Origin of the sequence: Rhodococcus sp. NPDC060176 (assembly GCF_042728675.1) — a bacterium.
GTDB lineage: Bacteria > Actinomycetota > Actinomycetes > Mycobacteriales > Mycobacteriaceae > Rhodococcus_F.
In genome coordinates this window covers 1-26,871 of sequence record NZ_JBHWYS010000006.1, presented here as the reverse complement: position 1 = coordinate 26,871, position 26,871 = coordinate 1, and the positions used below count along the sequence as shown (strand labels likewise).

Annotated in this window: 25 protein-coding genes and 1 rRNA gene; 12 read left to right on the top strand and 14 right to left on the bottom strand. The window is 64.3% G+C overall.

Going from position 1 to position 26,871, the window contains the following annotated elements:
- The first annotated feature begins 61 nt into the window (after nt 1-61).
- Nucleotides 62-469 (top strand): hypothetical protein, encoded by a 408-nt coding sequence (locus ACFWEM_RS24640; protein ID WP_021333455.1) that lies wholly within the window; start codon nt 62-64, stop codon nt 467-469.
- Complete coding sequence (locus tag ACFWEM_RS24635) at nt 466-846, top strand: DUF3817 domain-containing protein (protein ID WP_283304015.1); 381 nt, start codon at nt 466-468, stop codon at nt 844-846. Before ACFWEM_RS24640 ends, ACFWEM_RS24635 begins: the two co-directional genes overlap by 4 nt.
- Before the next feature lie 63 nt (nt 847-909).
- Here ACFWEM_RS24635 and rdgB read toward each other — a convergent pair whose 3' ends face one another.
- The 7 genes from rdgB to clpS form a co-directional block, all read right to left on the bottom strand.
- Nucleotides 910-1,518, bottom strand: coding sequence for an RdgB/HAM1 family non-canonical purine NTP pyrophosphatase (gene rdgB, locus ACFWEM_RS24630; RefSeq protein WP_019749148.1), 609 nt, complete (start codon nt 1,516-1,518; stop codon nt 910-912).
- 3 nt (nt 1,519-1,521) lie between these two features.
- Nucleotides 1,522-2,307: a ribonuclease PH gene (rph, locus tag ACFWEM_RS24625; protein WP_378537863.1), complete on the bottom strand. Its 786-nt coding sequence runs from the start codon at nt 2,305-2,307 to the stop codon at nt 1,522-1,524.
- A gap of 52 nt (nt 2,308-2,359) precedes the next feature.
- Complete coding sequence (locus ACFWEM_RS24620) at nt 2,360-3,118, bottom strand: cyclic nucleotide-degrading phosphodiesterase (RefSeq protein ID WP_047270275.1); 759 nt, start codon at nt 3,116-3,118, stop codon at nt 2,360-2,362.
- Between the two features lie 97 nt (nt 3,119-3,215).
- Nucleotides 3,216-3,875, bottom strand: a complete 660-nt coding sequence (locus tag ACFWEM_RS24615; protein ID WP_378537861.1) for a rhomboid family intramembrane serine protease — start codon at nt 3,873-3,875, stop codon at nt 3,216-3,218.
- A gap of 91 nt (nt 3,876-3,966) precedes the next feature.
- On the bottom strand, nt 3,967-5,034 hold the full coding sequence (locus tag ACFWEM_RS24610; RefSeq protein WP_378449670.1) for a P1 family peptidase: 1,068 nt from the start codon (nt 5,032-5,034) through the stop codon (nt 3,967-3,969).
- Nucleotides 5,031-5,621: a DUF2017 domain-containing protein gene (locus tag ACFWEM_RS24605; RefSeq protein WP_214886774.1), complete on the bottom strand. Its 591-nt coding sequence runs from the start codon at nt 5,619-5,621 to the stop codon at nt 5,031-5,033. Before ACFWEM_RS24605 ends, ACFWEM_RS24610 begins: the two co-directional genes overlap by 4 nt.
- A 54-nt stretch (nt 5,622-5,675) precedes the next feature.
- Nucleotides 5,676-5,987, bottom strand: a complete 312-nt coding sequence (gene clpS, locus ACFWEM_RS24600; protein WP_029255695.1) for an ATP-dependent Clp protease adapter ClpS — start codon at nt 5,985-5,987, stop codon at nt 5,676-5,678.
- A 121-nt stretch (nt 5,988-6,108) separates the two neighbouring features.
- On the opposite strand from clpS, the gene ACFWEM_RS24595 reads away from it, so the two are divergent.
- Genes ACFWEM_RS24595 through ACFWEM_RS24585 form a run of 3 tightly spaced genes read left to right on the top strand, consistent with a single transcriptional unit; the run spans nt 6,109 to nt 10,151 of the window.
- A complete protein-coding gene (locus tag ACFWEM_RS24595) occupies nt 6,109-7,449 on the top strand; it encodes a nicotinate phosphoribosyltransferase (protein WP_378537858.1) in 1,341 nt (446 codons plus the stop codon).
- Nucleotides 7,446-8,093, top strand: coding sequence for a nicotinamidase (locus ACFWEM_RS24590; protein WP_378537855.1), 648 nt, complete (start codon nt 7,446-7,448; stop codon nt 8,091-8,093). The genes ACFWEM_RS24595 and ACFWEM_RS24590 overlap by 4 nt, the downstream gene beginning before the upstream one ends.
- A gap of 9 nt (nt 8,094-8,102) precedes the next feature.
- A complete protein-coding gene (locus tag ACFWEM_RS24585; RefSeq protein WP_019749155.1) occupies nt 8,103-10,151 on the top strand; it encodes an ATP-dependent DNA helicase in 2,049 nt (682 codons plus the stop codon).
- A 68-nt stretch (nt 10,152-10,219) separates the two neighbouring features.
- Here ACFWEM_RS24585 and glgP read toward each other — a convergent pair whose 3' ends face one another.
- Nucleotides 10,220-12,820 carry an alpha-glucan family phosphorylase gene (gene glgP / locus ACFWEM_RS24580; protein WP_378537853.1) on the bottom strand — a complete coding sequence of 867 codons (2,601 nt, stop codon included), beginning with the start codon at nt 12,818-12,820 and terminating at the stop codon, nt 10,220-10,222.
- A gap of 177 nt (nt 12,821-12,997) precedes the next feature.
- Between glgP and ACFWEM_RS24575 the strand changes: the two genes are divergently transcribed.
- From ACFWEM_RS24575 to ACFWEM_RS24565, 3 genes are read left to right on the top strand one after another with little or no spacing between them, the layout of a single operon-like run.
- Nucleotides 12,998-15,022 (top strand): alpha-1,4-glucan--maltose-1-phosphate maltosyltransferase, encoded by a 2,025-nt coding sequence (locus ACFWEM_RS24575; protein ID WP_378537849.1) that lies wholly within the window; start codon nt 12,998-13,000, stop codon nt 15,020-15,022.
- Nucleotides 15,022-17,223, top strand: coding sequence for a 1,4-alpha-glucan branching protein GlgB (glgB, locus tag ACFWEM_RS24570; RefSeq protein WP_378537846.1), 2,202 nt, complete (start codon nt 15,022-15,024; stop codon nt 17,221-17,223). Before ACFWEM_RS24575 ends, glgB begins: the two co-directional genes overlap by 1 nt.
- Complete coding sequence (locus ACFWEM_RS24565; protein ID WP_378538526.1) at nt 17,223-18,671, top strand: neutral zinc metallopeptidase; 1,449 nt, start codon at nt 17,223-17,225, stop codon at nt 18,669-18,671. The genes glgB and ACFWEM_RS24565 overlap by 1 nt, the downstream gene beginning before the upstream one ends.
- An 18-nt stretch (nt 18,672-18,689) precedes the next feature.
- On the opposite strand, the gene ACFWEM_RS24560 is transcribed toward ACFWEM_RS24565, so the two are convergent.
- From ACFWEM_RS24560 to ACFWEM_RS24550, 3 genes are all read right to left on the bottom strand, one after another.
- A complete protein-coding gene (locus tag ACFWEM_RS24560; RefSeq protein WP_378538523.1) occupies nt 18,690-19,586 on the bottom strand; it encodes a co-chaperone YbbN in 897 nt (298 codons plus the stop codon).
- Between the two features lie 105 nt (nt 19,587-19,691).
- Complete coding sequence (locus tag ACFWEM_RS24555) at nt 19,692-20,054, bottom strand: DUF3817 domain-containing protein (protein ID WP_230814089.1); 363 nt, start codon at nt 20,052-20,054, stop codon at nt 19,692-19,694.
- A gap of 120 nt (nt 20,055-20,174) precedes the next feature.
- Nucleotides 20,175-21,368, bottom strand: a complete 1,194-nt coding sequence (locus tag ACFWEM_RS24550) for an acetyl-CoA C-acetyltransferase (RefSeq protein ID WP_378537843.1) — start codon at nt 21,366-21,368, stop codon at nt 20,175-20,177.
- Nucleotides 21,369-21,475: 107 nt separating this feature from the next.
- Between ACFWEM_RS24550 and mce the strand changes: the two genes are divergently transcribed.
- Both mce and ACFWEM_RS24540 read left to right on the top strand, forming a co-directional pair.
- The gene (gene mce / locus ACFWEM_RS24545) at nt 21,476-21,949 is read left to right on the top strand and encodes a methylmalonyl-CoA epimerase (RefSeq protein ID WP_037131968.1); all 474 of its coding nucleotides are present in this window, start codon (nt 21,476-21,478) and stop codon (nt 21,947-21,949) included.
- Between the two features lie 40 nt (nt 21,950-21,989).
- The gene (locus tag ACFWEM_RS24540) at nt 21,990-23,033 is read left to right on the top strand and encodes a hypothetical protein (RefSeq protein ID WP_214890771.1); all 1,044 of its coding nucleotides are present in this window, start codon (nt 21,990-21,992) and stop codon (nt 23,031-23,033) included.
- A gap of 7 nt (nt 23,034-23,040) precedes the next feature.
- Here ACFWEM_RS24540 and ACFWEM_RS24535 read toward each other — a convergent pair whose 3' ends face one another.
- Together ACFWEM_RS24535 and nucS are read right to left on the bottom strand one after the other, a co-directional pair.
- A complete protein-coding gene (locus ACFWEM_RS24535; protein WP_378537840.1) occupies nt 23,041-23,385 on the bottom strand; it encodes an ATP/GTP-binding protein in 345 nt (114 codons plus the stop codon).
- Nucleotides 23,386-23,404: 19 nt separating this feature from the next.
- Entirely contained in the window at nt 23,405-24,079 is a 675-nt protein-coding gene (gene nucS / locus ACFWEM_RS24530; RefSeq protein WP_064444085.1) for an endonuclease NucS, read from the bottom strand.
- A 42-nt stretch (nt 24,080-24,121) separates the two neighbouring features.
- On the opposite strand from nucS, the gene ACFWEM_RS24525 reads away from it, so the two are divergent.
- Both ACFWEM_RS24525 and ACFWEM_RS24520 read left to right on the top strand, forming a co-directional pair.
- On the top strand, nt 24,122-25,714 hold the full coding sequence (locus ACFWEM_RS24525) for an adenylate/guanylate cyclase domain-containing protein (protein WP_378537838.1): 1,593 nt from the start codon (nt 24,122-24,124) through the stop codon (nt 25,712-25,714).
- A 153-nt stretch (nt 25,715-25,867) separates the two neighbouring features.
- Nucleotides 25,868-26,494, top strand: coding sequence for a dihydrofolate reductase family protein (locus ACFWEM_RS24520; protein ID WP_378537836.1), 627 nt, complete (start codon nt 25,868-25,870; stop codon nt 26,492-26,494).
- 290 nt (nt 26,495-26,784) lie between these two features.
- On the opposite strand, the gene rrf is transcribed toward ACFWEM_RS24520, so the two are convergent.
- Nucleotides 26,785-26,871, bottom strand: a 5S ribosomal RNA gene (gene rrf, locus ACFWEM_RS24515); the annotation flags it as partial.

Genomic DNA, 26,871 nt, shown 5'->3' with positions numbered 1-26,871 from the left:
CTACGACACCGTGTCGGAGATCGCAGGGCGAGGCACTATAGCTCTCAGGTACCGTCTTAGTGTGTCCAAGAACGCTACTAAACGCCGACCTGCGCTGATTCTGCTGGTCATCGTGTCAGCCGCCGGCTGCCTCGCGCTCGGCTGGTGGCAGTGGGAGCGCTTCGAAGCCGTCGGAGGCTCGGGACAGAATCTCGGGTACGCGTTCCAGTGGCCGCTGTTCGCGGCGTTTGTCGTGTACGCGTATCGCAAGTTCGTTCAGCTCGAAGACGTGGACCCCGAAGAGGCCGAAGCCGAGGAAGCCGCCGCGGAGCCGCGTGAGATTCCCGCCGACCTCTTGCCGCAACGCCCGCAGGCCGAGTTCGACGATGTGAACCTCGACGTCGACGATCCCGAAGCCCGCCAAATGCTCGAATACAACGACTACCTTGCGCAGCTCGCCGCTCGCGAGTCCGATAGGAGCACGACGTGAGTACCGGTTCGGAAGCGAGCATCGCTACCCCCGCAGTCAACGCAGAAAAGCAGAAGAAGGTTGCGTCGGCGCTCGTCCGATACCGCGTTCTCGCTTGGATCACGGGTCTGTGGCTGCTGTTCCTGACCGGTGAGATGGTCTACAAGTACCTGATTCTGGACAATTCTGCGGATGCACCGGCGTGGTTGTTCTACATCGGCCAGATCCACGGTCTGTTCTACATGCTCTACCTGGTCTTCACGATCGACCTCGCGATCAAGGCCCGGTGGAAGCCCGGTACGACGGTTGCCACCGCGCTCGCCGGCACGATCCCGTTCCTGTCGTTCGTGTTCGAGCACAAGCGGACTGCCCAGGTGAAGCAGGCTTACCAGCTCTGAGAGTTTCGACAAAGTACAGCCCTGAACGCAGATGCGTTCAGGGCTGTACTTTTCGGATTCGGTTCAGCCGGCCAGTGCGGCCAACGCCGGAACGAGCTGCACGAGCGCTCTCCCCCGATGTGACGCCGCGTCCTTCTCGGCCGGGGTGAGTTCTGCGGCAGAGCGGGTGTCGCCATCCGGACGGAAGATGGGGTCGTATCCGAAACCGCCGTCTCCGGCCGGTTCGCGGCCGATCACCCCACGCCATTCGCCGCGCACGACTGTCTCGTCGCCGCCAGGGATCACCAGTGCACAGGCGGAGACGAAGGCCGCACCGCGCCGCTCGTCCGGCACGTCTCCCAGCTGAGCCAGCACCAGGGCGGTATTCGCGCCGTCGTTTCCGTGAGTGCCCGACCACCGCGCGGACAGCACACCCGGCATACCGTTCAGCGCATCTATCTCGACACCGGAATCGTCTGCAATGCACGGCATTCCGGTTGCCGCAGCGCCGTCACGCGCCTTGGCGAGCGCATTCTCCTCGAACGTCGCGCCGGTCTCGGGAGCCTCGGGGAACGGCGGAACCTCGTCGAGGCCGACCAGCTCGATTCCGTTCACTCCGGCTGCGTCGAGAACTCGGTGAAGTTCCTTCAGCTTCTTGGCGTTTCGGCTTGCAACCAATACTCGTACGCTCACAGCTCAAGCACCGAACTTCTTCTTGGGTTCCGGATTCTTCGGTTCGGGGAGCGCCCCGGGATACGGCTCGGCCAACGCCTGACGCTGGATCTCGAAAAGTTGCTCGCAACCTGCGAGCGCGGAGTCGAGCAGCTTGTCCAGCGTCGAGCGTGGGAACGTGGCGCCCTCACCGGTTCCCTGGATTTCCACCAGAGTGCCGGTATCGGTGGCCACGACGTTCATGTCGACCTCGGCACGCGAATCCTCTTCGTACGGAAGATCGAGACGCACTCGTCCGTCCACGACGCCGACGCTGACGGCCGCTATGCCACACGAGATGGGCTGCGGGTCGGAGAGCAGGTCGGCAGCGCGCAGGTACGTCACGGCGTCGACCAGGGCCACGTACGCCCCCGTCACTGCCGCGGTGCGAGTGCCGCCGTCGGCTTGGAGGACATCGCAGTCGAGGGCGATGGTGTTCTCGCCGATTGCCGCGAGATCGATGCACGCTCGAAGTGATCGGCCGATGAGTCGACTGATCTCCTGAGTGCGGCCGCCGACCTTGCCCTTGACCGATTCGCGGCCACTACGCGTGTGCGTGGCGGCGGGAAGCATCGCGTATTCGGCTGTCAGCCAACCCAAACCGGAACCCTTGCGCCAGCGGGGAACCCCCTCTTCGACGCTGGCCGTGCACATGACGCGCGTGTTCCCGAACTCGACCAGAACGGATCCGGCCGGATGACTGGTGAACCCGCGGGTGATCTTGACCGTGCGGAGCTCGTCGTCCGCCCTACCGTCTTCTCGTGTAGTCACCTTCGTGAGCCTAGCGGTCGCCCGCTCGGAGCTGCATCGAATGTGAGGGGAATCAGATGTCGTAGACGCTTCCGGCGGAGACTGCATGGACCGGTCCGGAGAATTCGGATTTCGCTTCGGCGATCACGTCTTCACGGGATGTCCACGGCGGGATGTGCGTGAGGAGAAGCTCCTTGACGCCGGCGAGAGCGGCCACTCGGCCGGCTTCCTTGCCGGAGAGATGGACTCCCTCTGGCCGATCGGGACTGTCGGTCCACGACGCTTCGGAGAGCAACACGTCCGCATCGCGCGCGAGTTCGACGACGTTGTCACACATGCCGGTGTCGCCGGTATAGACGAGCACGCGGCCGTCGGCGCCGGTGATCCGGAAACCGTAAGCCTCGGGCGGGTGATTCATCCGACGCGCGACGACGCTCAGTTCTCCGAACGTCACCGGCTCGTTCTCGGCCCAGAGTCGGACGTCGATGGTGTCGGAGATGTCGTCCATCTCGCCGGCACACTCGGCGGAGGACACTCCGATGCGGCAGGCGGTGTCGGTGGGGCCGTAGACGAGAGCGCGGCCAACCGGCGGGTTGGGGTGATAGCGACGCCAGACGAGCAGGCCGGGCATGTCGAGACAGTGGTCCGCATGAAGGTGCGAGAGCAGGATCGTCACTTCGCCCGGATCGGCGTATCGCTGCAACGCTCCCAGAACGCCCGGGCCGAAGTCGATCACGAGCGGCGGAGTTCCCGGTGCCGTGAGCAGGTATCCCGAAGCCGGTGAATCCGGACCCGTGACGCTGCCGGAACACCCCAGGACGGTCATGCGCATACCGGTCATGCTGCCACGTCTACCCGTCTGGGAAAAAGCTCTTGGTCGTTTTGGCGCGTCGAAGTCACACCGCAGTGTGGGTGTGACCCACGTCCGTTCAGAAACTGGGTGGTCGAACGGCCGGTGCCGAACCTGAGCGCTTGGCCCTCTCCCCCGACGTCAGTGCCCAGGCGGCCACCACGCCGCCGATCGCTCCGAACAGATGTCCCTGCCAGGAAACGCGAGGATCGCTCGGCAGAACGCCCCACAGCACTCCGCCGTACACGACGAAGACGGCAACACCGATCAGGATCTGCGTGAAACTTCGCGTGAAGAATCCGCGCACCAACAGGTAGGTCACCCAGCCGAAGATCAGCACGGACGCACCGACGTGATTCGAGTTCGAACCGGCGAACAACCAGGTTCCGACACCGCCGATCACCCAGATGATGCCGGTAGCCGCGAGTCCGCGCGCGATTCCCGACACCAGCACGAGGAAACCGAGGATCAGCACCGGAATGGTGTTGGCGATCAGATGACCCCAGTCGTCGTGAAGCACCGGGGCGAACAGGATTCCCCACAGCCCGTCGAGCGTGCGCGGGGTGACGCCGGCATTCTGGACGTTCTGACCGGAGATGACATCCACGATCTCGATCACGTAGAGCAGGATCGCGAAGCCGCCGACCAACACGGCCGACTGTTTCCACACCGAAGGCGGACCGGATTTCGGTGCCGGCGTTCGGGTGCCGAAATCCGGACTGTTGAAATCCATCGTCATCGTGTGCGTCCTCCACCGTCAATCCGGTTTTCTGATCGGTCACTAGCAACCAGGCTCAATTCGAGGTTACCGCCGATTCCAGGAGCGATGCCTAGAGAAATGCGGACGGAAAGAGTTCGCGATAACTCGGGATTCCGGCAACCGACGTGGCGTCGAGAATGGCCTTCACGATCGCCCGTTCGACCACCTGCGCCGAAGCCGCGCACACCGCGTCGAGTATCGGCAGATCGTTCGGGAAAGCGGCCGGAACCGCGATCTCCGAATTCGGAGTGTGATCACCGGTGGCGAGCGCGAAGATCGTGTCGCCGTCGAGCGGTGAATGCGCGGGCCGAATCGCACGGGCCAGACCGTCGTGACCGGCGACAGCGACGCGTCGGCACCCGGCTTTGGTCAGGGCGGCGTCGGTGGCGACGACGCCGATCGTGGTGTTGAGGACGGTGCCCTTGGCAGCGACGGCATTGGCCGCCGCAAGTTCGGACGCGTCGGGAACCCTGAGGCCGAACGACTCCGCCCCGTCCGAGCCGACGCCCCACGGCAAACCTGTTCGAGGGTCGAAGACCGAACCCACCGGGTTCGCCACGATCACAGCGGAGACCGTCGTGCCCTCGGCGGGGCCGTCGGCGATCACGACGCTCGCCGTTCCCACCCCACCCTTGAGCGCTCCGGCTCTCGCGCCTACTCCGGCACCGACCGTGCCCGTGGCGAATTCGCGCGAAGCGGTGTCGGCAGCGAGGAATCCGAAGTCTCCGGTCGGACGAACGGTCCAGTCCCCCACCGGCAGATCGAAGATCACGGCGCCGGGGACGATCGGTACCACCTGACCGGGAGCCCCCATCGCGATCCCGTGATCGTGTTCCTCGAGCCAGCGCATCACGCCGTCGGCCGCGGCCAATCCGTAGGCACTACCGCCGGTCAACAGCACTGCGTTGACCTGCTGAACCGAATGGCTCGGGTCGAGAAGGTCGGTCTCTCGGGTACCAGGCCCGCCGCCCCGGACGTCGACTCCGGCAACCACACCGGCCGACGCGAGCACGACTGTGCACCCGGTGGCTGCGCCGCTTCCGAGGGTGACGCCATCGTCGAGCTTGTGGTGATGGCCGACTGCGAGGCCGGCGACATCTGTCAGTGAATCAGTGGGCCCGGTCCGCGTCGTAGTCATGGCATGAGCGCCTGGACGAGGGAGTCCTGCATCCACGTCAACCAGTGATAGACGTCGAGATGCGGGGCACGCGGGTCGTCGGGTTCGAGGCTCTCCGGGGTGTCGGCGTCGATGCCGAGATTGGTTCCGAGCGCGAGACGGACGTCGTTGAGCGAGGACAACCAGGCATCGGCCTGTTCCTGCGTGAGAACGACCTTGCCGCCGGCCTCGGGAAGCGAGGCCAACAACGTACGGGCGGACTCGCGTTTGGCGTCGATGATCTCGGGCTCGTGCAGACTGCGCAGGGCACCATTGACGTTGGCCCCCGCGTCGTCGAGATCGTCACTGTTCGGGGTGACCTTGTCCGGGTCGGTGCGCTGGAAGTCGGGAAGCAGCCGCGCCAACACCGGATTGTCGGGTGTCTCGGAATTGCCGGTCCGAAGGCCGGTCAGCGCGGCGAGCTCGTCTTGCGGCGCCGAAGACGCACGCTCGTCGAGAAGCCCGGTCACCGACTCCACGAGGGAGCGTAGAACCGCCGCTTCGTGACCGTCCATCTCGGACTTGAACTTCACTCCGCCGAGTGAACTCTTCCTACTCCACGTCCGCACGCGTCGGACTCCCGTCTACGAGTTGGGCGAACAATTCGGTCGAAATAATGGTTCTCAGGTGTCGTCGCGTTGCATGGTGGCCCAGAGACCGGCCGCGTGGAGGCGACGCACATCGGCTTCCATCTTGTCTCGCGAACCGCTCGAGACGACGGCCTTGCCCTCCGAATGAACCTGCATCATCAGATCGGTGGCCTTGGCTTTGCTGTAGCCGAACAGCTTCTGGAACACGTAAGTCACGTAGTGCATGAGATTGACCGGGTCGTCCCAGACGATGGTCACCCAGGGCCGATCGGCGGCTTCGATGGTCGCAACAGCCTCCGACTGCTCGGGCGTGGCTTGAGGAGAAGAAGCCGTAGCGCCTCTCATCGTTACGTTCGCCGAGTAAGTGTCGGACACGGTCGCGCCGCCGAAAACCATGTATCCAGGGTACGGCGCGACGAGAGGCGACAACACCCACCCACGTCGTCTCGCGCATAGAGTTGTGTGCGTGCCTACGCAAATTTCCGACATCCGCGACGCCGGTGCCAGCACCGCACTGCTCACCGATCAGTATGAACTGACCATGCTCTCGGCGGCTCTCGCCGACGGATCTGCCTTCCGCAACTGCAGTTTCGAGGTATTCGCACGGCGGCTGCCAGACGGTCGTCGCTACGGCGTCGTCGCCGGTACCGAGCGCTTACTCGACGCGCTCGAGCAGTTCCGATTCGGTGAACCGGAACTGGCGATCGTTGCGAAATTCCTCGACGACACGACCGTCGAGTGGCTGCGCAACTACCGATTCTCCGGCGACATCGACGGTTACCGTGAGGGCGACTTCTACTTCCCCGGATCACCGATCCTCTCGGTCCGCGGAACGTTCGCCGAGTGCGTCATCCTCGAAACCTTGATTCTCTCGATCCTCAACCACGACAGCGCGATCGCTTCGGCCGCAGCCCGGATGGTCAGCGCAGCGGGCGGTCGACGAATGATCGAGATGGGCTCGCGTCGTACACACGAACAGGCAGCGGTTGCCGCTTCACGTGCCGCGTATATTGCCGGTTTCGACGCCACCTCCAACCTCGAAGCCGCGCGGCGTCACGACGTGCCCAGCGCGGGAACGAGTGCACACGCTTTCACCCTGCTGCACACCACCGAAGACGGTCCGGACGAAGCCGCGGCATTCCGCGGTCAGGTCGCCGCTCTCGGCGTGTCCACCACGTTGTTGGTCGACACCTACGACATCACCGAGGGTGTGAAAACGGCTGTCGCCGTTGCCGGTCCCGAACTGGGCGGAGTGCGCATCGATTCCGGCGACCTCGGCGTCCTTGCTCGCCAAGTACGCCAACAACTCGACGACCTCGGGGCCACCAAGACTCGCATCGTCGTCTCCGGCGACCTGGACGAGTACGCAATCGCAGCCCTGCGCGCCGAACCCGTCGACTCGTACGGCGTCGGTACTTCACTGGTCACCGGATCAGGAGCCCCCACCGCCGGCATGGTCTACAAACTTGTCGAGGTCGACGGGATTGCGGTCGAGAAGAGAAGTACCAACAAGGCATCTCGCGGCGGCGCCAAGAAAGCACTGCGCGTAGTGCGCCCGACCGGAACGATCGTCGAAGAAGTCATCTACCCCGCCGGCTCACCGTCACCGGTTTCCGAAGCGGACGGCGCGACCGAACTGTTGATCCCGTTGGTTCGTGAAGGCAAGGTCGTCGAGAGCGCACCGACGCTCGAAGAGAGCCGTGCAGTTCTGAAAGCCGGGCTCGTGAGCCTGCCGTGGGAAGGGCTCAAGCTTTCACGCGGAGACTCGGCTGTGCCCGTTCGATTCTCCGGAGGTGAGCACCGGTGAGTGCTAAAGCACTGATCGTCGTCGACGTTCAGAACGACTTCTGTGAAGGTGGCGCTCTCGCAGTCGACGGCGGTGCTGCGGTTGCGGGAGCCGTCAACGATTTCGTGAACTCGCACGAGTACGACGCCGTAGTCGCGACCCGCGATTTCCACATCGATCCTGGGGCACATTTCTCCGAAACTCCCGACTTCGTCGACAGTTGGCCGGTTCACTGCGTCGTCGGGACGGCCGGCGCCGAGTTCCATCCGGCATTCGACGCCTCTGTCGCCGGTTCGGCGATCTTTTCCAAGGGCGCCTACAGCGCGGCCTACTCCGGTTTCGAAGGAGCCGCCGAGGACGGCACGACGCTCGAGGACTGGCTCCGCGCCCACGAGATCACCGACGTGGACGTGATCGGCATTGCCACCGATCACTGCGTCAAGGCCACAGCCATCGATGCGGCGCGCGCAGGATTCGGCACGACAGTCCTTCTCCCCTTCACCGCGGGTGTGTCGACCGCCACGATCGAGTCGGCATTGGTGCAGATGCAGGAGGCGGGAGTGCAGCTGATCGGGCGAGACGAGGCCGCGTCGGAAGAAGACTCGATTGCCGGGGAACTACCCCGGGAATCATCCGTGGACGTTTCTGACGTAGGGATCCATTAACCTTCGTGGGTGGCCGATCAACTCCCGAACGTTCCCGAACTGCTCCAGACAGCGGTGCGGTCGCTCGGCGGTGCCGAACGAACCAGCCAGCTGACTATGGCGTCGGCCGTGGCGCACTCGATCGACACGGGCGAGCATCTGGCCGTTCAGGCTGGCACCGGTACCGGTAAGTCGCTCGCCTACCTCGTTCCGAGCCTGCGCCACGCGGTCGAATCGGGGCGCACCGTCGTCGTGTCCACCGCTACCATCGCGCTTCAGCGTCAGCTCGTCGATCGAGACCTGCCACGGCTCGCCGATGCCCTGAAAAAGCCACTCGGCCGACGCGCAGAGTTCGCAATCCTCAAGGGCCGCAACAACTACCTGTGCATGAACAAGATTCACACGGGTGCGTCCGAGCAGCCACCCGAGGACGAGTTGTTCGATCCGTTCACGGTCTCGCGTCTCGGCCGGGAGGTTGTCCGCCTCACCGAGTGGTCCTCCGACACCGAAACCGGTGATCGTGACGAATTGGTGCCAGGTGTGTCCGATCAGGCGTGGCGGCAGGTCAGCGTTACCTCCCGCGAATGCATCGGCAAGAACCAGTGCCCTGTCGGTGAGGACTGCTTCGCCGAGCGCGCCCGCGTCGAGGCGTCGAAGGCCGACGTCGTCGTCACCAACCACGCACTGCTCGCCATCGACGCCATCACCGGCATTCAGATCCTGCCCGACCATGACGTCGTGGTGATCGACGAAGCCCACGAGTTGGTCGACCGCGTCACCGGCGTGGCGACGGCAGACCTCACGGCCTCTTCGATCAGTGCGGCGGCCAGGCGTTGCGGCAAGATCGCCGAAGAACAGGACGCCGACCGACTCGAAGCTGCCGGCGAGGGTTGGGCGGGGCTCCTCGAGGAATTGCGTCCAGGTCGATGGGAAGGCCTCCCGGACGGGGCGGCGCCCGCACTGGCCGCAATCCGCGACGCCGCCTGGTCGCTACGAACGGCGATCGGCCCGGCCAAACCTGGCATGGCAGCAGCAGACCCCGAAGCGGCTGCCGCCCGCAACGCCGCGCTCTCATCCGTCGACGACGTCCACGACAGCGCCGTTCGCATCCTCACAGCTTTCGACGAACCAGACCCGGCCAAGCGCAAGGACGTCGTCTGGCTGTCCTCGGACGAGTTCCGCGGATCGGTGCGGCGCTCTGTCCGGATGGCTCCGCTTTCCGTCGGCGGTCTGTTGCGCTCGAGACTGTTCGCCGAATCCACCGTCGTTCTCACTTCCGCGACACTGACCGTCGGCGGATCGTTCGACGGTCTCGCCGTCAACTGGGGTCTTCCTGCGGAATCGTCGGTGCGCCCCGACTCGGGTACCGCCATCGGCACCGAAGCACCTTCTGACGCTTCGGCTTTCCGCTGGAACTCACTCGACGTCGGGTCGCCCTTCGACCATGCAAAGGCCGGCATCATCTACATTGCCCGCCACCTGCCCACGCCCGGCCGCGACGGCCTCTCCCCTGTCTATCTCGACGAGATCGCCGAACTCGTCGAGGCTGCGGGCGGACGCACCCTCGGCCTGTTCTCGTCGATGCGCGCCGCCAAAGCCGCCTCGGAGGCGATGCGCGAACGCCTCGACACCCCCATCCTGTGCCAGGGCGACGACGCCACCGGCACCCTCGTCAAGGCCTTCGCCAAGGACGAACCCACGTCACTGTTCGGCACGTTGTCCCTGTGGCAGGGCGTCGACGTCCCGGGGCCCTCGCTGAGCCTCGTCATCTTGGACCGCATTCCGTTCCCGCGCCCGGACGATCCACTGTTGATGGCTCGTCAGCAAGCTATCGAATCCCATGGCGGTAACGGCTTTCTCAGCGTCTCGGCCAATCACGCCGCACTGCTCCTGGCACAGGGCGTGGGCCGTCTGCTTCGCAGCACCGACGACAAGGGCGTGGTGGCCGTGCTCGATCCGCGTCTGGCAACGGCCAGATACGCGGGTTACCTTCGCGCATCACTGCCTCCGTTCTGGGAGACGACCAACCCCGAAGTCGTCCGCAAGGCGCTCACCCGCATCCGCGACTCACGTCCCTGACCCGGTTTTCACCCGGGCACAGTTCTGCCCCGGTACCGACCGAACGGACCGGGGCAGAATGTATTACGTCAGGCGTTTGGAGTGGTCACCAATCCGAGTTCGGACGCATTGACCAACAACCGGTGATGCGGCAGCACCCGCACGGTGTAGCCCACGGAACCGGAAACCGGAAGCGCAACCTCGGCCTCGAAGATCTCGGTTCCGTCCTCGTCGCCGAAGTGCGTCATCGGGAACGTCACCACGTCGGTGAGTTCCTCGCCCGGGCTCACGCGCCCGAGGACCGCCTGGACCTCGACATCCGAGACCGACAGGCCGCCGAGGCGAACCTTGGCCTTCAAAGAGATGGTCGCACCGATCTCCGGGGTGTCCGGCAAACCGGAACCGTCCACCTGCTCGACCGCAACCGACGGCCACTGCGATTCGATACGGCGACGGAACTCGGCCACCTCACGGGCGCCGGCAAAATCGTCGGCCACCACAGCACGAGCAGATTCCGCCGAAGGCGCGTAATAGTCGACCGCGTAGTCACGAACCATGCGTGATGCCAACACCTTCGGGCCCAGATTCTCGAGGGTATGGCGAACCCTCTCGACCCAGCGCGTCGGCAGATCGGCAGCATCACGGTCGTAGAACGTCGGCAGTACCGCGTGCTCGAGAAGTTCGTAGAGGGCGCTGGCTTCCAGATCGTCACGCCGCACGTCGTCGAGAACACCGTCGGCCGTCGGAATGGCCCACCCGTTCTCGCCGTCGAACATCTCGTCCCACCATCCGTCACGAATGGACAGGTTGAGGCCGCCGTTGAGCGCGGACTTCATGCCGGAAGTGCCGCACGCCTCGAGTGGTCGAAGCGGGTTGTTGAGCCACACGTCGCAGCCCCAGTAGAGGTAGCGCGCCATCGACATGTCGTAGTCGGGCAGGAAGACGATGCGATGACGCACATCCGCTTCATCGGCGAATCGCACGACCTGCTGGATGAGTGCCTTACCGCCGTCGTCGGCGGGGTGCGACTTACCGGCCACCACCAACTGCACCGGACGCTTCTCGTCGAGCAACATCGCACGCAGACGCTCGGGATCACGCAGCATCAGCGTCAACCGCTTGTACGTCGGAACGCGCCTCGCGAATCCGACCGTCAGGACGTTGGGATCGAAAACTCCAGTGGTCCAGCCGAGTTCGGCTTCGGTCGCGCCGCGTTCGAGCCAGGACGCTCGGACGCGACGACGCACCTCGTCGACCAACTTGCCGCGCAACGCATTACGTGTTTCCCACAGTTCGGTGGCCGACAACTCGTGCAGGCGCTCCCACCCGCGTGCTTCTTCGAGTTGCTCCTGACCGACGATCCGCCTGGCCACGTCCATCCACTCCGGCGCCGCCCACGTCGGCGCGTGAACACCGTTGGTGACCGAACCGATCGCCACCTCGTCGGCGTCGAAGCCCGGCCAGAGTCCGTTGAACATGTCGCGGCTGACGATGCCGTGTAACTTCGAGACGCCGTTGGCGCGCTGACCCAGGCGAAGGCCCATGTGCGCCATGTTGAAGATCGACGGATCGGATTCGCGCCCCACCCCGACGATGCGGTCGACGGTCAGACCGGGAAGCAGGGTCGATTCGTTCTCGCCGTTCGCGCCACCGAAGTAGTGACGGACCAGATCCGCCGGGAAGCGGTCGATTCCGGCGGGAACGGGCGTGTGCGTCGTGAAGACGGTTCCGGCGCGAACCGCGGCCAGAGCCGAATCGAAGTCCAGACCGCTGGTGGTGACAAGTTCCCGAATCCGTTCGATGCCGAGGAATCCGGCGTGCCCCTCGTTCATGTGGAACACCTCGGGATCGGGCAATCCGTAGGCCGCGGTGTAGGCACGCACCGCGCGGACGCCGCCGATACCCGCAAGGATCTCCTGCTTGATGCGGTGATCCTGGTCCCCGCCGTAGAGACGGTCCGTGACGCCGCGCAGGTCCGCGTCGTTCTCGGCGATGTCGGAATCGAGCAGCAGCAACGGCACTCGTCCGACCTGAGCGATCCACACTCGCGCACGCAGGACTCGTCCACCGGGCATCGCGACGTGAATGACGACCGGCGATCCGTCGTCGGAAGCCGGGCCTGCGTCCGTCAGCAAACGAAGAGGCAACCCTTGAGGATCATGGGGCGGGTAATGCTCGGCCTGCCAACCGTCGGCAGTCAGGGACTGGCGGAAGTAGCCGGATCGGTAGAGCAATCCGACGCCGATGAGCGGCAGACCCAGGTCGGACGCGGCCTTGAGATGATCGCCGGCAAGGATGCCCAATCCGCCCGAGTAGTTGGGCAGAACTTCACTGACGCCGAACTCCATGGAGAAGTACGCAATTCCGCCAGCCAGCGACGTGCCCTTGGCCTGCTGGGACTGATACCAGCGCGGTGTGCTCAGGTAGGCGTCGAGATCGGCTGCTGCAGTGTCGAGGTCACCGAGGAATGCCTCGTCACTGCTGAGTTCGTCGAGCCGGGCGGGGTCGACTTCCCCGAGCATGCGGACCGGATCGAACTGGACTGCTTGCCAGAGTTCGGGGTCGAGTCGCGAGAACAAATCCTGTGTCTCGGGATGCCACGACCACCGAAGGTTGGTGGACAGGGGGCCGAGCGCGGCAAGGCGCTCCGGAAGGTGGGCTCGGACAGTGAACCGACGCAAGGCTTTCACCCCGCGAACCCTAGTCGAGTTCGTCGGACTCTGTCTGGTGGAACTTGACGCCCGACCCGACCTGACCACCGACAGACCCGAATTCGTCGTTATCAGCACTCCGGCGCCACACCCACTACGGTTGAACGCGGCGAAAGAAAGTTTTACCGCGATCCATCATCAGAAATGGAGCTTCCCGTGTCAGGACGCCTCGGTATCGACGACGTGGTACCCGAGATCTCGGGTAACTATCCGGCAAAGGCCGTGGTCGGTGAAGTCTTCCCGGTGCACGCCACCGTGTGGCGAGAAGGCCACGACGCCATTTCCGCCACTCTTGTCGTGCGTGGTCCGCGCGGTACCAAGCCGCTGCGCATTCCGATGGATCCCGGCACCGAACCGGACACCGTCGATGCAGTCTTCACTCCGTCCGCCGAAGGCATGTGGTCGTTCCGGATCGAGGCGTGGAGCGATCCCATCGCCACCTGGAAGCACGCGGTGGAAGCAAAGCTGGCTGTCGGACAAGGCGCCGCCGAGTTGGCCAACGACTTGGAAATCGGTGCGCGCCTGTTCGAACAGGCCGCGCACGAGGTGCCGCGGGCCAACCGGTCCAGGCTCGAAGCCGTCACCGCGTCGCTGCGCAGCGATCAGGCGCTGACTGCTCGCGTCGCTCCGGCCTTCGCCTCCGACGTGGCCGAACTGCTCCGCGCCACACCGCTCCGTGAACTGGTCACCAAGGGCGAGTCTCACCCCGTCGTCGTCGATCGCAGCCGCGCGCTGTTCGGATCCTGGTACGAGTTCTTCCCCCGCTCGACCGGTGGATGGGACGAGAACGGGGTGCCGCAACACGGGACGTTCCGCACGTCGGCCGAGGATCTGCCTCGCATCGCCGCAATGGGTTTCGACGTCGTCTACCTTCCGCCGATCCATCCCATCGGCGAGATCAACCGCAAGGGACGCAACAACACCCTCACCCCCGAACCCGGTGACGTCGGTTCGCCGTGGGCCATCGGCTCGGTCGACGGCGGGCACGACGCAGTCCATCCGCAACTCGGCACGCTCAAGGATTTCAAGGCCTTCGTCGCCACGGCCCGCAAGCTCGATCTCGAAGTGGCACTGGATCTCGCGCTGCAGTGCGCCCCGGATCATCCGTGGGCCAAGAAGCATCCGGAGTGGTTCAACGTCCTTCCCGACGGCACCATCGCCTATGCCGAGAACCCACCCAAGAAGTATCAGGACATCTACCCGATCAACTTCGACACCGATCCTCGCGGCCTGGACAAGGAAATTCTGCGAGTCGTCCGACACTGGATCAGCGCCGGCGTCAAGATCTTTCGGGTCGACAACCCGCACACCAAGCCGCCCAACTTCTGGGAGACGCTCATCTCGGAGGTCAAGAAGACCGACCCCGACGTTCTGTTCCTCGCTGAGGCATTCACTCGTCCGGCGCGCATGTACGGTCTGGCTCGACGCGGATTCACCCAGTCGTACACGTACTTCACCTGGCGAGTGGCGAAGTGGGAACTCACCGAATTCGGTAACGAGCTGGCGGCAAAGGCCGACGAAGCCCGACCGAACCTCTTCGTGAATACACCGGACATCCTGCACGAGTCCCTCCAGCACGGTGGGCCCGGAATGTTCGCGCTACGAGCAGCTCTCGCCGCCACCCTGGCGCCGACCTGGGGCGTCTACTCCGGTTACGAACTCTACGAGCATCAAGCGGTCCGCCCCGGCAGCGAGGAGTACCTCGACTCCGAGAAGTACGAACTTCGTCCGCGCCGCTTCGCCGAAGCCGCAGCGCGAGGCGAATCTCTCGAGCCGTGGATCACCGCGCTCAACCGCATCCGGCGTGCGCATCCTGCTCTGCAGCAGTTGCGGAACCTGCACTTTCACCACATCGACAACGACGCTTTGATCGCCTACTCGAAGTTCGACGCCGCGACCGGCGACGCCGTCTTGACGGTGATCAACCTCAACCCGTTCGCGGCAGAAGAGGGCACAGTCTGGTTGGACATGCCGGCACTCGGACGTGAATGGCACGACCACATGACCGTGCTCGACGAGGTGACGGGTGAGCAGTTCAATTGGGGCCAAGCCAATTTCGTCCGCCTCGAGCCCTGGCGTTCGGTGGCGCACATCCTCGCACTCCCACCCGTTCCGTATCCGGCCCGGATCTCTCTGGCCTACCAAGCACGCAACGCGCACCGCGCAGGTGGAGGCAAGTGATGTCAACCGAGAAGTCCACTTCCGGTATCGCACCGGACAATCACGATCTGGAACTGTTGGCGCGCGGTGAACATCACGATCCGCACAGTGTCCTCGGCGCCCATCCCCACGCCGACGGCACCGTTCTTCGCGCGTTGCGTCCCAACGCCGAGTCCGTCAGCGCCGTCATCGGCGGCAAAACCTTTCCTCTCGAACATGTTTCGAACGGGATCTTCGCGGCTCTGGTCCCCTACCCCGACCTGATCGACTATCGCTATTCCGTGACGTACCCGGGTGGCCACACGGTTCTCGCAGCCGATCCTTACCGATTCCTGCCGACTCTCGGTGAACTCGACCTTCACCTGTTCGGCGAAGGTCGGCACGAACGACTGTGGGACATCCTCGGCGCACATCCGCGTTCTTACGAGACACCGGACGGACCCGTCGACGGCACCTCGTTCGCCGTCTGGGCTCCGGCCGCCCGCGGCGTGACCGTCGTCGGCGACTTCGACGGGTGGAGTGGGCAATTCGCCCCCATGCGAGTCCTCGGTTCCACCGGAGTCTGGGAAATCTTCCTGCCCGACATCGCAGTCGGTTCGCTGTACAAGTTCCGGGTCCACGGTCACGACGGCTCGGTTCGCGACAAGGCCGATCCCATGGCGTTCGGTACCGAGGTCCCGCCGGCGACGGCGTCGCGGGTGACCACCAGTTCCCATGTGTGGAACGACGCGGCCTGGCTGGAAACCCGCGCCGGTGTCGATCCTTCGCAGTCCCCGATGAGCGTGTACGAGGTGCACCTCGGATCGTGGCGTCCGGGACTCGACTATCGGCAGATGGCCGAGCAACTCGCCGTCTACGTCACCGAGACCGGATTCACCCACGTCGAACTGCTACCCGTCTCCGAGCATCCGTTCGGTGGATCGTGGGGATACCAGGTCACCTCGTACTACGCACCGACCTCCCGCTTCGGTACGCCCGACGATTTCCGTTGGTTCGTGGACCACTTGCATGCCGCAGGAATAGGCGTCATCGTCGACTGGGTGCCCGCGCATTTCCCCAAGGACGAGTGGGCGCTTGCCCGTTTCGACGGAACTCCCCTCTACGAGCACGCCGATCCGCGTCGCGGCGAGCAGTTGGACTGGGGCACATACGTATTCGACTTCGGACGTCGCGAGGTTCGGAACTTCCTCGTCGCCAACGCCTTGTTCTGGCTCGAGGAGTTCCATATCGACGGACTGCGCGTCGACGCCGTCGCATCCATGCTGTACCTGGACTACTCACGTCCGGAAGGTGGATGGACTCCCAACATTCACGGTGGCCGCGAGAATCTCGAAGCTGTTGCGTTCCTGCAGGAGATGAACGCCACCGTTCACAAGAATCATCGAGGAGTCGTCACCGTCGCCGAGGAGTCGACGGCGTGGCCCGGAGTCACTCGGGCGACCAATGTCGGCGGCCTCGGATTCAACATGAAGTGGAACATGGGGTGGATGCACGACACCCTCGGGTTCCTCGGTCACGACCCGGTACACCGGACCTACCACCATCACGAGATCACGTTCTCACTGATGTACGCGTGGAGTGAGAACTACCTGCTACCGATCAGCCATGACGAAGTGGTGCACGGCAAAGGAACTCTGTGGACCCGGATGCCCGGCAACGACTTCGCCAAGGCGTCCGGCCTGCGCTCACTGCTTGCATACATGTGGGCGCATCCAGGCAAGCAACTGCTGTTCATGGGACAGGAATTCGGTCAGAGTGCGGAATGGTCCGAAGAACGCGGCCTCGACTGGTGGCAGCTCGACGATCAGTACACCGGCACTCTCCATCGCGGCGTCCAGCGACTGGTCGGCGATCTCAACTCCGCGTACCGACGTCATCCGGCCATGTGGACCCTCGACACCTCGCCCGGTGGATACTCCTGGATCGACGCCAACGACACCGAGAACAACGTCCTCAGTTTTCTGCGTTACGGTACTGACGGTTCGATTGTCGCCTGCCTGTTCAACTTCTCGGGCAGTGAGCACTCGAGCTACCGCGTCGGGCTACCAGAGCCCGGCCGATGGGTGGAAATTCTCAACACCGATGCCGAGGTGTACGGCGGCTCCGGAGTCGGGAACCTCGGAGCGGTCACAGCAACGTCGCATTCGTGGCACGGTCGGCCAGCCTCCGCACAGGTGGCGCTGCCAGCTGCTGGAGCGATTTGGATAAGTCTGGAGCGTTGATGGTCGGCCGGCGAGTAGTCATTGTCACGTCGTCACTGTTGGCAGTGGCCGCACTGCTCGCCGGTTGTGCCCACGGTACGAGTGGCCACGCCGTCTCGATCTATCACGATCCGTTCCGCGTCGCCGGACTCGACGCAACAGCGGGACCGAGTGGGTTGCGCCCGGGAGCCCCCAATGCCGACCGAGCGATCACCGGCACCGACGGCGGGGACATCGACGCCCTGGCAGCCAACGCCATCACCGACATCGAAACCTACTGGGCCGCCGAGTACCCGGCTCTGTTCGACAAGCCCTTCGAACCGGTGGACGAGCTGATCTCGTGGGACCCCACCGAATCGAACGGCCCGGACTTCTGTGAAGAGACCACCGAAGAACTCATCAACGCCGGGTATTGCAGCATCGATCACACCATCGGTTGGGATCGCGAACTGCTGCTGCCCGAGGTACGCGAGAAGTTCGGTGAAGTGGCCGTTGCCTTCATCTTCGCGCACGAGTACGGCCACGCCGTTCAGCGCAAAGCCGGGATCGTCGGCGGTAAACGAGATGCCGCCCTGGTGCGCGAACAACAAGCCGACTGTTTCGGTGGGGCGTTCTTGCGGCACGTCGCCGAGGACAAGGCCGCACACTTCACCATGAACACCTCCGACGGTCTCAACAAGGTGTTGGCCTCGGCCGTCGCCATCCGCGACGAAGACCCCAATGATCCTGAGAGCCACCATGGTTCGGCTTTCGAGCGCGTCACCGCCACTCAGATCGGATTCACCGACGGCGCCGGCGCCTGCGCGAAGATGGACGCCGACGAGATCGAGTCACGACGCGCAGACCTACCGCAGCAGTTCGCCGAAGGCAACGATTCCGGAGAACTGCCGGTCACCGAGGCAACCCTCGACGAGTTCGTGAAGACCTTCCAAGCGATCTTCGATCTACCCGAGCCGCCGAAGGTCGTGTTCTCCGGCGCGGACACCGGGTGCAGCGACGCTGTTGCAACCGAACCTGTCTCGTACTGCCCGTCGACGAACACCATCGGAATCAGCGTCGACGAACTGGCCGAGCGCGGCACGCCGGGCCGCGTCGGACGACGCGAGTTGATCCAGACCAACATCACCGGCGACTACAACGCCTACGTCCTGCTCGCGTCGCGATACACCCTCGCGATGCAGAAGGAGAACGGCCAATCACTCGACACCCCGCAGACCGCCTTGCGCGCCGCGTGCCTGTCCGGCGTCATCACCGCAGCGCTCAGCCCCACCAACGCCGCGTCGTCCGGAGCTCAGGTCACGCTCTCCCCTGGCGACCTCGACGAAGCCGTGTCGGGACTGCTGACCGACGGCCTCGCCGCCAGTGACGTCAACGGTGAGACGGTGCCGAGCGGGTTTGCGCGCGTCGACGCGTTCCGGACCGGCGTGCTCGGTGGCCGGGAAGTGTGCGACAGCCGCTACACGGAGTAGCGGCTGCCGGTCCACATTTCAGTAGAGAGCGGAAGCCAACTTACGGCGGGCCGCGATGACGATCGGTTCTGCCGGGTCGAACAGTTCGAACAGTTCGAGTAGGTGCGTGCGAGCTGCGGCCTTGTCATCGCCGGCAGTTCGCGAGACCACCGAGATCAAGCGGGCGAACGACGCCTCGGGTTGCTGCGCGAACATTTCCAGATCGGCCGCTGCGAACTGCAGTTCGAGATTGGACGGATCAGCATCCGCGGCCGCAATCGACTCGGGATCGACGCCCTGAACCCGAGCCATGAACTTCACCTGGCGGACAGCGCTTTTGGCCTCCGCATTGTTGGGTTCGGCGTCGAGAATCACCTGGTACGCGGCGATGGCACCGTCGAGATCACCCTCGTCCAGCGCGGTTTCAGCGGCCACGAATCGAGGATCCTCGACCTCCTCCACCGGTTCTTCACCGTCGGGGACAGGACCGCTCAACTTGCCCTCGACAGCTTGGAGCACTGCGTCGAACCACTGGCTCAGCTGCGCCTCCGGCTGAGCACCCTGGAAATCGGCCAACGGCTGACCGGCCGCGACGGCAACAACCGTCGGCACCGACTGGACGCCGAACGCCTGCGCGATGCGAGGACTCACGTCGACGTCGACGTTGGCAAGAATCCACTTGCCGCCTGCGCGCGCTGCAAACGATTCGAGAACTTCGGTGAAGACAACCGAGGGCTCGTATGCGCGGCCACCGATGTTGACGATGACCGGGACCTGGCTCGACTTGAGCAGGACTTCGCTTTCGAAGTTCTCCTCGGTCACCTCGATCACTGCCCCGGAGACAGCAGAAACGGCCCCGTCGCCGCTGGTGTTACGCGGCGGTGGTGGGGCCGTGGCCCGCTCTTTGAAGGCGGACAAGTCGACTGCGCCGCTCATGGCGGCAGCAACTGCGGACGAACGCGCGGGGGGCCTGGAACCTGGTCGAGTCACGACTCCCAGTTTGTCACGAGTTGCGCGAAGCTACGTAGAGGGATGCAGCACTCAGACGAGCGCCGCGTTGCCCTTGGCAGCCTCGAACTCCGTGGACAGCTCACCGAGCTTGCCGTTTCGCACTGCCCAGCGTTCGAAGATGACGGTGCCGAACGGCGGAACGCTCGAGATCAGAGCAAGGATCGTCGTCTTGATGTCCCACTTGAGCGACCACGCGGTCAGCAACGCAACAACGATGAACACCAGGAAGCCAGCGGTGCCGTGGACCATTCCGGGGATGCGAATCGCTTCTTCGTGTCCGAGAACCCACTTGAAGAACATGGCAACCAGCAAGGCCGCCCAGGTCACAGCTTCCCACCACGCCACCAGACGGAAGCGTTTCGCGGGAGTGGATACGTCAAAGATGTTCGCCATGAGGCCATTGTGCCCGAACAACTACGACGCCCCGTAGTTGTGTGAGGAAAACCACGGGGCGTCGCAGAGCGAGAGCGTTCGTTCGGGTGTATTTAGAGTGACGCTTGTGCCGGGGGGTGCCTATGCCTTGGGGACGCGGATGATGAGTGCGTCGCCTTGTCCGCCGCCGCCGCAGAGTGCGGCTGCGCCGATGCCGCCGCCGCGGCGTTGCAGTTCGAGGGCGAGGTGCAGGGCGATGCGGGCACCGGACATGCCCAGGGGGTGTCCGACGGCGATGGCGCCGCCGTTGACGTTGACCTTGGCGGGGTCGAGGCCCAGTTCGCGGGTGGAGGCGATCCCGACGGCGGCGAACGCTTCGTTGATTTCGACGAGGTCGAGATCGGTGGGGTCGATACCTTCCTTGGCGCAGGCCTTCGCGATGGCCCGGGCGGGCTGGGACTGGAGGGTGGAGTCCGGTCCGGCGACGACGCCGTGGGCACCGATTTCCGCGATCCAGGTCAGGCCGAGTTCTTCGGCCTTGGTTTTGCTCATCACCACGACGGCGGCGGCGCCGTCGGAGATCGGGGAGGCGGAGCCGGCGGTGATGGTGCCGTCCTTGCTGAACGCGGGACGCAGTGTGCCGAGGGATTCGGTGGTGGTGTCGGCGCGGATGCCTTCGTCCTGGGCGAAGACGATCGGGTCGCCCTTGCGTTGGGGGATGGAGACGGGGACGACTTCGTTGTCGAACAGGCCGTCTTTCCAGGCGCGGGCCGCGTTCTGGTGTGAAGCGGCGGCGAAGGCGTCCTGCTCGGCGCGGGTGATGTGGGCGCTCTCGTGTTGGTTGACCTGTTCGGTGAGCAGGCCCATGGCCTGGTCGGTGAAGATGTCGTGGAGGCCGTCGTAGGCCATGTGGTCGCGCATCGTGACGTCGCCGTATTTGAAGCCTTCGCGGCTTTTTTCGAGCATGTGGGGTGCGCGGGACATCGATTCCTGCCCGCCGGCGACGACGATGTCGAATTCGCCGGCGCGGATGAGTTGGTCGGCGAGGGCGATGGCGTCGATGCCGGACAGGCACACTTTGTTGATGCTCAGGGCGGGCACGTTCATCGGGATACCGGCGGCGACGGCGGCTTGGCGGGCGGGCATCTGGCCGGCGCCGGCGGTGAGGACCTGTCCCATGATGACGTACTCGACCTGCTCGGGCGCCACTCCGGACTTGTCCAGGGCGCCTTTGATGGCGATGCCGCCGAGGTCGGACCCGGAGAGGTCTTTCAACGATCCGAGGAGTCGACCCATCGGGGTACGAGCTCCCGCAACAATCACAGAACTGGTCACGATTTCCTCCGGCTGCAAGAGAGACATAGTCGTCGGTTCCGTGCGGCCTAAGAGCCAAGTCACATCCCGACGTGTACTCCTCAAACGGTAGCGCTACCGTGAAAGGTATGACACAGACCTCCCCCAGTTCTGCACTCGCACCTTTGTCGTCCGACCTCGTCGTCGCGATCGATCACGTCGGAATCGCGGTGCCCGATCTCGACGTGGCAATCGCGTGGTACACGCAGCACCTGGGCATGGTGTCGACCCACGAGGAAATCAACGAATCGCAGGGCGTGCGTGAGGCCATGCTCTCCGTCGTCGGCTCCCCCGCCGGATCCACTGCCGTTCAGCTGCTCGCGCCGCTGGACGAGAACTCGACCATCGCCAAGTTCATCGACCGCAGCGGCCCCGGACTCCAGCAGCTCGCCTACCGAGTCACCGACATCGACGCGATCTCCGCCGAGCTTCGCGACCGCGGTGTTCGGTTGCTGTACGACGCTCCCCGACGCGGTACGGCCAACTCCCGCATCAACTTCATTCACCCGAAGGACGCCGGCGGCGTCCTCGTGGAACTGGTCGAACCCGACGCGAGCCACTAGCAGACCCGACTCCAGCTCGTATGCCAGGTAGATTGTCGCCATGGCATACGAGCAGGACCGCGGTTCGATCCAACTTCCGTTCCAGATCGCACGGAAGGGATACGACCGCGACGAGGTACGTAACTACTTCGAGCGATTCGACGCGGAGCTGCGCGTTACAGCAGCCGATCGTGATGCTGCCGCCGCGCAGGCCCGTGATCTTGCCAAGCAGCTCGACGATGCACGCGACGACATCGACGACCTCCGCAAGGACGTCGACCGTCTCTCCGTTCCGCCCACCACTGCGGAGGGCATGAGCGATCGCATCAGCCGCATGCTCCGCCTTGCCTCCGACGAAGCTTCGGAGGTTCGCGCGAAGGCCGAGGCCGACGCAGCCGAGATGACCTCCATCGCTGAACAGGACGGCGCCCGCCTACGTGGGCACTACGAGTCGTTGATCGCCGAACTCGAGGACCGTCGCAACGCGATGGAAACCATGCACGAGCAGACCATGGCGCAGGCCCGCACCGAAGCCGCCCGGATCGTCGAAGCTGCACAGGCCGAGCGGGATCGACTGGCTGCCGAGTCCGAAGCCAAGCGCACTCAGATCCGCGAAGACTTCGACATCTCGATGTCGGAGCGCCGCGCCAAGGTCGTCGCCGCCGTCAACGAATTGGAGTCGTCGAGCAAGGCAGAGGCCGAGCGTCGACTCGCCGATGCGTCGCACGAAGCTCAGCGCAGGCTGCAAGCCGCGACGGATCAATCCGAGCGCAAGATCGCTCACGCGAAGGAACTCACCGAAGAACTGCGCGTTCTCCGCGGCCGAATCCTGGCCCAGCTCTTGGGAATTCGCGGACAACTCGATTCGGTTCCGGCCATGCTCGCATCGGTCAATCGCGAGAGCGAACTTCTCGACTCACCGCCTGCACCGGTCATCGTCGAAGCCGAGGAAGATCTCGAGATCGAAGACAAGAAGGCCGACGCAGATAAGGTCGACGCAGAACCGAGTATCGACGAAGACGACGTTCTCGAGGACTCGGACGAGACGAACACCGCCGAGATCGACACCCGCGCCGTCGAGCAGCGAGCCCAGTCCAGGAACTGATCGGCACTCAGGACCACCGCCTGGTCAGGCTGCGAGTTCCGCGGCCTGACCAGCACCCGGTGTGCCAGTGCCGACGCTCGTTCGCGCCGCCCGGTTCCGAAGGCCAGGTCACCACGTGTGCGACTCCCGGCCTGATGTCGTGATCACAGCCGGGGCACCGGTAGAACTTCGTCGCGTTGGAGCCGGGTATCGGCCGCACCATGTACATTTCACCGCCCGGCCCTGGCTCCTCCCGGACCAGCGCCCCGCCGAACAACACACCGCTAGGTGACGCCGACTCAGCGCTCGAGTTCTGAGTACGCCGAGGATCCGTTCGACGGGTTTGCTTCGGCGAAGGTTTGCGGCGCGGCATGGTTCGAGTCTAAACAGCGTCAGAAGAGTCGGAACTCGGTGCTTTCGGTGCCGCGCAAGGCCTCGTAGTCCAGGACCAGGCAGCGGATTCCACGATCGTTCGCCAAAGTCTTTGCCTGCGGCTTGATCTGTTGCGCTGCAAAAACTCCCGTGACCGGTGCGAGGAGCGGATCGCGGTTGAGCAACTCCAGGTAGCGCGTCAACTGCTCGACGCCGTCGATCTCGCCGCGCCGCTTGATCTCCACCGCCACCGAGGCGCCGTCCGCGTCACGGACCAGAAGGTCGACCGGCCCGATGGCCGTCATGTACTCGCGTCGTACCAGGGTGTAGCCGGGGCCGAGCGTCTCGACATGCTCCGCCAGAAGTTCTTGGAGGTGTGCCTCGACACCGTCCTTGATCAAACCCGGATCGAGACCGAGTTCATACGACGAATCGTGCTCGACCTCTTCGAGAGTGATCCGAAGTTCCTCGCCTGCCTTGTTGGTGACGACCCACAGGACGTCGTCGCCGTCTCCGGTGGTCTCGACCAACCAGCACGGCGGACTCATCCAGTTGAGCGGCTTGTACGCCCGATCGTCGGCATGAATGCTGACCGAGCCGTCGGCCTTGACCAACAGCAGTCGTCTTGCGGTAGGGAGGTGGGAGGTCAGGCGTCCCACATAGTCGACACGGCAACGAGCAATAACTAGGCGCACCGGACCACCCTAAGCGATCATTACGACTACTCTCGACACACTATGCAGCGAAGCCGTGTCCCGAGTGCGCCCCTGGGGTCGTGGCTGCTCGGATCCACCGACGAAAGCCCCAGGCGCCGCCGAATCCGCGTCCAGGCACTACTGACCGCCCCTCTCCTGGTCACCAACCTGATCGGAGCGGTACTGGCGATCGTGCTCGTCGGATTCGTGGTTCCCGGACCCGCGATCATCCACCCCGAATTCGCGTGGATCAACTTCATTGCCGTGCCCGTCTTCATCGGGTGTGTCTTTCTCATCGGACTTCTGTGGGGCACCAAACGGCTGATGCGGGATCTTCGGTGGGCCACCGAGGATCACCCACCGACAGAGCAGAATCAACGAGCGGCGCTGCGCGGGCCGTGGCGACTGACCCGAGTGCAAGCCGTCCTGTGGACGGCCGCGCTCATCACCTTCACGACCATGTACGGAATCGTCGACCCCGACACCATTCCGAAGGTCCTGTTCACCGTGGCTTTCAGCGGTATCACCACATGTGCCTTCTGCTACCTACTCAGCGAGTTCGCACTGCGTCCCATCGCAGCACGCGCACTCGAATCGGGGGCACCCCGCAAGGCTGCCGTTCTCGGACTGACCGGGCGGACGATCCTCGTCTGGCTGCTCGGAAGCGGAGTCCCCGTCACCGGCTTGATGCTCGTAGCGGTCTTCAGCTTCATCCGACCCGCTTCGTGGCAAGCACTCGCGACCGCGATCCTCGTCATCGGCGGGATCACTCTGTGCGTCGGACTCGGGCTGACGTACATCAACATCCGGTCCGCCGCGGCTCCCATTCGGTCCGTGCGACGAGGCATGGAACAAGTCACCCGTGGTGACCTCACCGCGTCCGTCGTCGTGTACGACGGAACCGAGCTGGGGCTGCTGCAGACCGGCTTCAATCGCATGGCCGAGGGACTGCGCGAACGAGAGCGAATTCGCGACCTCTTCGGGCGCCACGTCGGACACGAGGTCGCCGCAAACGCGGTCCGCCGCAACCCGGAGCTCGGCGGGGAAGAACGTGACGTTGCCGTTCTCTTCGTCGACGTCATCGGTTCGACCACCATCGCGGCCACCAACTCCCCGACCGCGGTGGTCGCTCTACTCAACCGATTCTTCGACGTCATCGTCGACGAGGTCGATGCTCACGGCGGATTCGTCAACAAGTTCGAGGGCGACGCAGCGCTGGCGATCTTCGGAGCGCCGACAACACTCGACGATCATGCCGGCAGTGCACTTGCCGCCGCCCGCAAGATTCAACAGCGCCTGCGTGCCGAAGTTCCGGAAGTAAGCGCGGGAATCGGCGTCGCTGCGGGTATTGCCGTGGCCGGAAACGTCGGTGCGCGAGAAAGATTCGAGTACACCGTCATCGGCGATCCGGTCAACGAAGCAGCGCGCCTGTCGGAGGTCGCCAAAACGGTACCGGGTAACCTCGCCGCATCCGGACGGGCTGTGGCTGCCGCTGACAGCGCCGAAGCTGCCCACTGGTCGATCACCGAGAACATCACCCTTCGTGGCCGTCTCGAACAGACCGAGCTCGCGATTCCTTGCGACGCCCTGGAGTCCGAGGCCGCTCCGGCAGATTCGGTCCCCGTCCAGCCCTGACCTCCAACCCCTGCCCTGCCCTGCCCTGAGCGAACGGCACTTTCGGTCGATCCAAGGCGACGAACGCCATGTTCGCTCGATGACTTTCCCACTTCTCGTCGGTCTATATCGGAACAGCGGAAATCCGACGACGCCTGGGAGATGGGTACGACTATGAAACTGACGACCTTTACCATCGTCACTCTCGACGGGGTGATGCAAGGACTCGGTGGGCCGGACGAAGATCGGCGTGGTGGATTCGAGCGCGGCGGGTGGTCCGCGCCATTGGTGGACACCGAAGCGATGACTTTCCTCGTCCAGGTCTACGAGCGTGCTGACGCGTTCCTGTTCGGCCGACGCACGTACGACATCTTCGCCGACTATTGGGGCGCGTTCGAGAATCCGGAGGTCAACCCCATTGCCAGCGCCTTGAATTCGCGGCCGAAGTATTTGGCGTCGACGACGCTGACCGATCCACAATGGAAGAACACGACCGCGCTCACAGGTGACACCGCCACCGCGATCGGCGAACTGAAAGCCAGACCCGGCGGTGAGATTCAGATGCACGGCAGTGGCAACTTGTGCCGCTGGCTTCTCGCGAACAATCTCGTCGACGAGATGATCCTGCTGATCGCGCCGGTGATCCTAGGCCAGGGCACGCGACTCTTTCCCGACTCCGGACCGGACATCGCACTCGAGCTGGCTGAATCGCGGGCCACTCCAAAGGGTGTGACGATTCAGCGGTATCTGCCTACCGGCCGGCCGAAGTATGCAACCGCCACCGCCGACGGCATCGACTGATCCGGGCAAAGCGCCTGTCGTCCTCAGTCGTGCCCCCGCCCCTGATGGTGTGAACGTACCGTTCCCCTCGTCTAAAAGGGTGAGAGTGTCGTTCACTCGATCCCTGGTGGTGGTGTGCCGGCCGGCGCCCGTGGTGCCGTGTACGGGGTGAACGGTACGTTCATCTCGTTGAAGGCGACGGACGTGCCGTTCACTCGATGCGGGGGTGCCGGCGGGAGTGATTTGGGCTTGTTTTGGGTACGAGAAAGCCCCCCAACCATCACTGGTTGGGGGGCTTGTCGTTAAATTGTGTTCGGCGGTGTCCTACTCTCCCACACCCTGTCGAGTGCAGTACCATCGGCGCTGAAGGGCTTAGCTTCCGGGTTCGGAATGGGACC

Coding starts and splice junctions, on each gene's coding strand:
- ACFWEM_RS24560 (WP_378538523.1), bottom strand. CDS start 19,586: ATGAGCGGCGCAGTCGACTTGTCCGCCTTCAAAGAGCGGGCCACGGCC.
- ACFWEM_RS24610 (WP_378449670.1), bottom strand. CDS start 5,034: ATGACTACGACGCGGACCGGGCCCACTGATTCACTGACAGATGTCGCC.
- glgB (WP_378537846.1), top strand. CDS start 15,022: ATGTCAACCGAGAAGTCCACTTCCGGTATCGCACCGGACAATCACGAT.
- ACFWEM_RS24615 (WP_378537861.1), bottom strand. CDS start 3,875: ATGACGATGGATTTCAACAGTCCGGATTTCGGCACCCGAACGCCGGCA.
- ACFWEM_RS24620 (WP_047270275.1), bottom strand. CDS start 3,118: ATGCGCATGACCGTCCTGGGGTGTTCCGGCAGCGTCACGGGTCCGGAT.
- ACFWEM_RS24565 (WP_378538526.1), top strand. CDS start 17,223: ATGGTCGGCCGGCGAGTAGTCATTGTCACGTCGTCACTGTTGGCAGTG.
- ACFWEM_RS24520 (WP_378537836.1), top strand. CDS start 25,868: ATGAAACTGACGACCTTTACCATCGTCACTCTCGACGGGGTGATGCAA.
- ACFWEM_RS24540 (WP_214890771.1), top strand. CDS start 21,990: ATGGCATACGAGCAGGACCGCGGTTCGATCCAACTTCCGTTCCAGATC.
- ACFWEM_RS24525 (WP_378537838.1), top strand. CDS start 24,122: ATGCAGCGAAGCCGTGTCCCGAGTGCGCCCCTGGGGTCGTGGCTGCTC.
- ACFWEM_RS24535 (WP_378537840.1), bottom strand. CDS start 23,385: ATGCCGCGCCGCAAACCTTCGCCGAAGCAAACCCGTCGAACGGATCCT.
- mce (WP_037131968.1), top strand. CDS start 21,476: ATGACACAGACCTCCCCCAGTTCTGCACTCGCACCTTTGTCGTCCGAC.
- ACFWEM_RS24555 (WP_230814089.1), bottom strand. CDS start 20,054: ATGGCGAACATCTTTGACGTATCCACTCCCGCGAAACGCTTCCGTCTG.
- clpS (WP_029255695.1), bottom strand. CDS start 5,987: ATGAGAGGCGCTACGGCTTCTTCTCCTCAAGCCACGCCCGAGCAGTCG.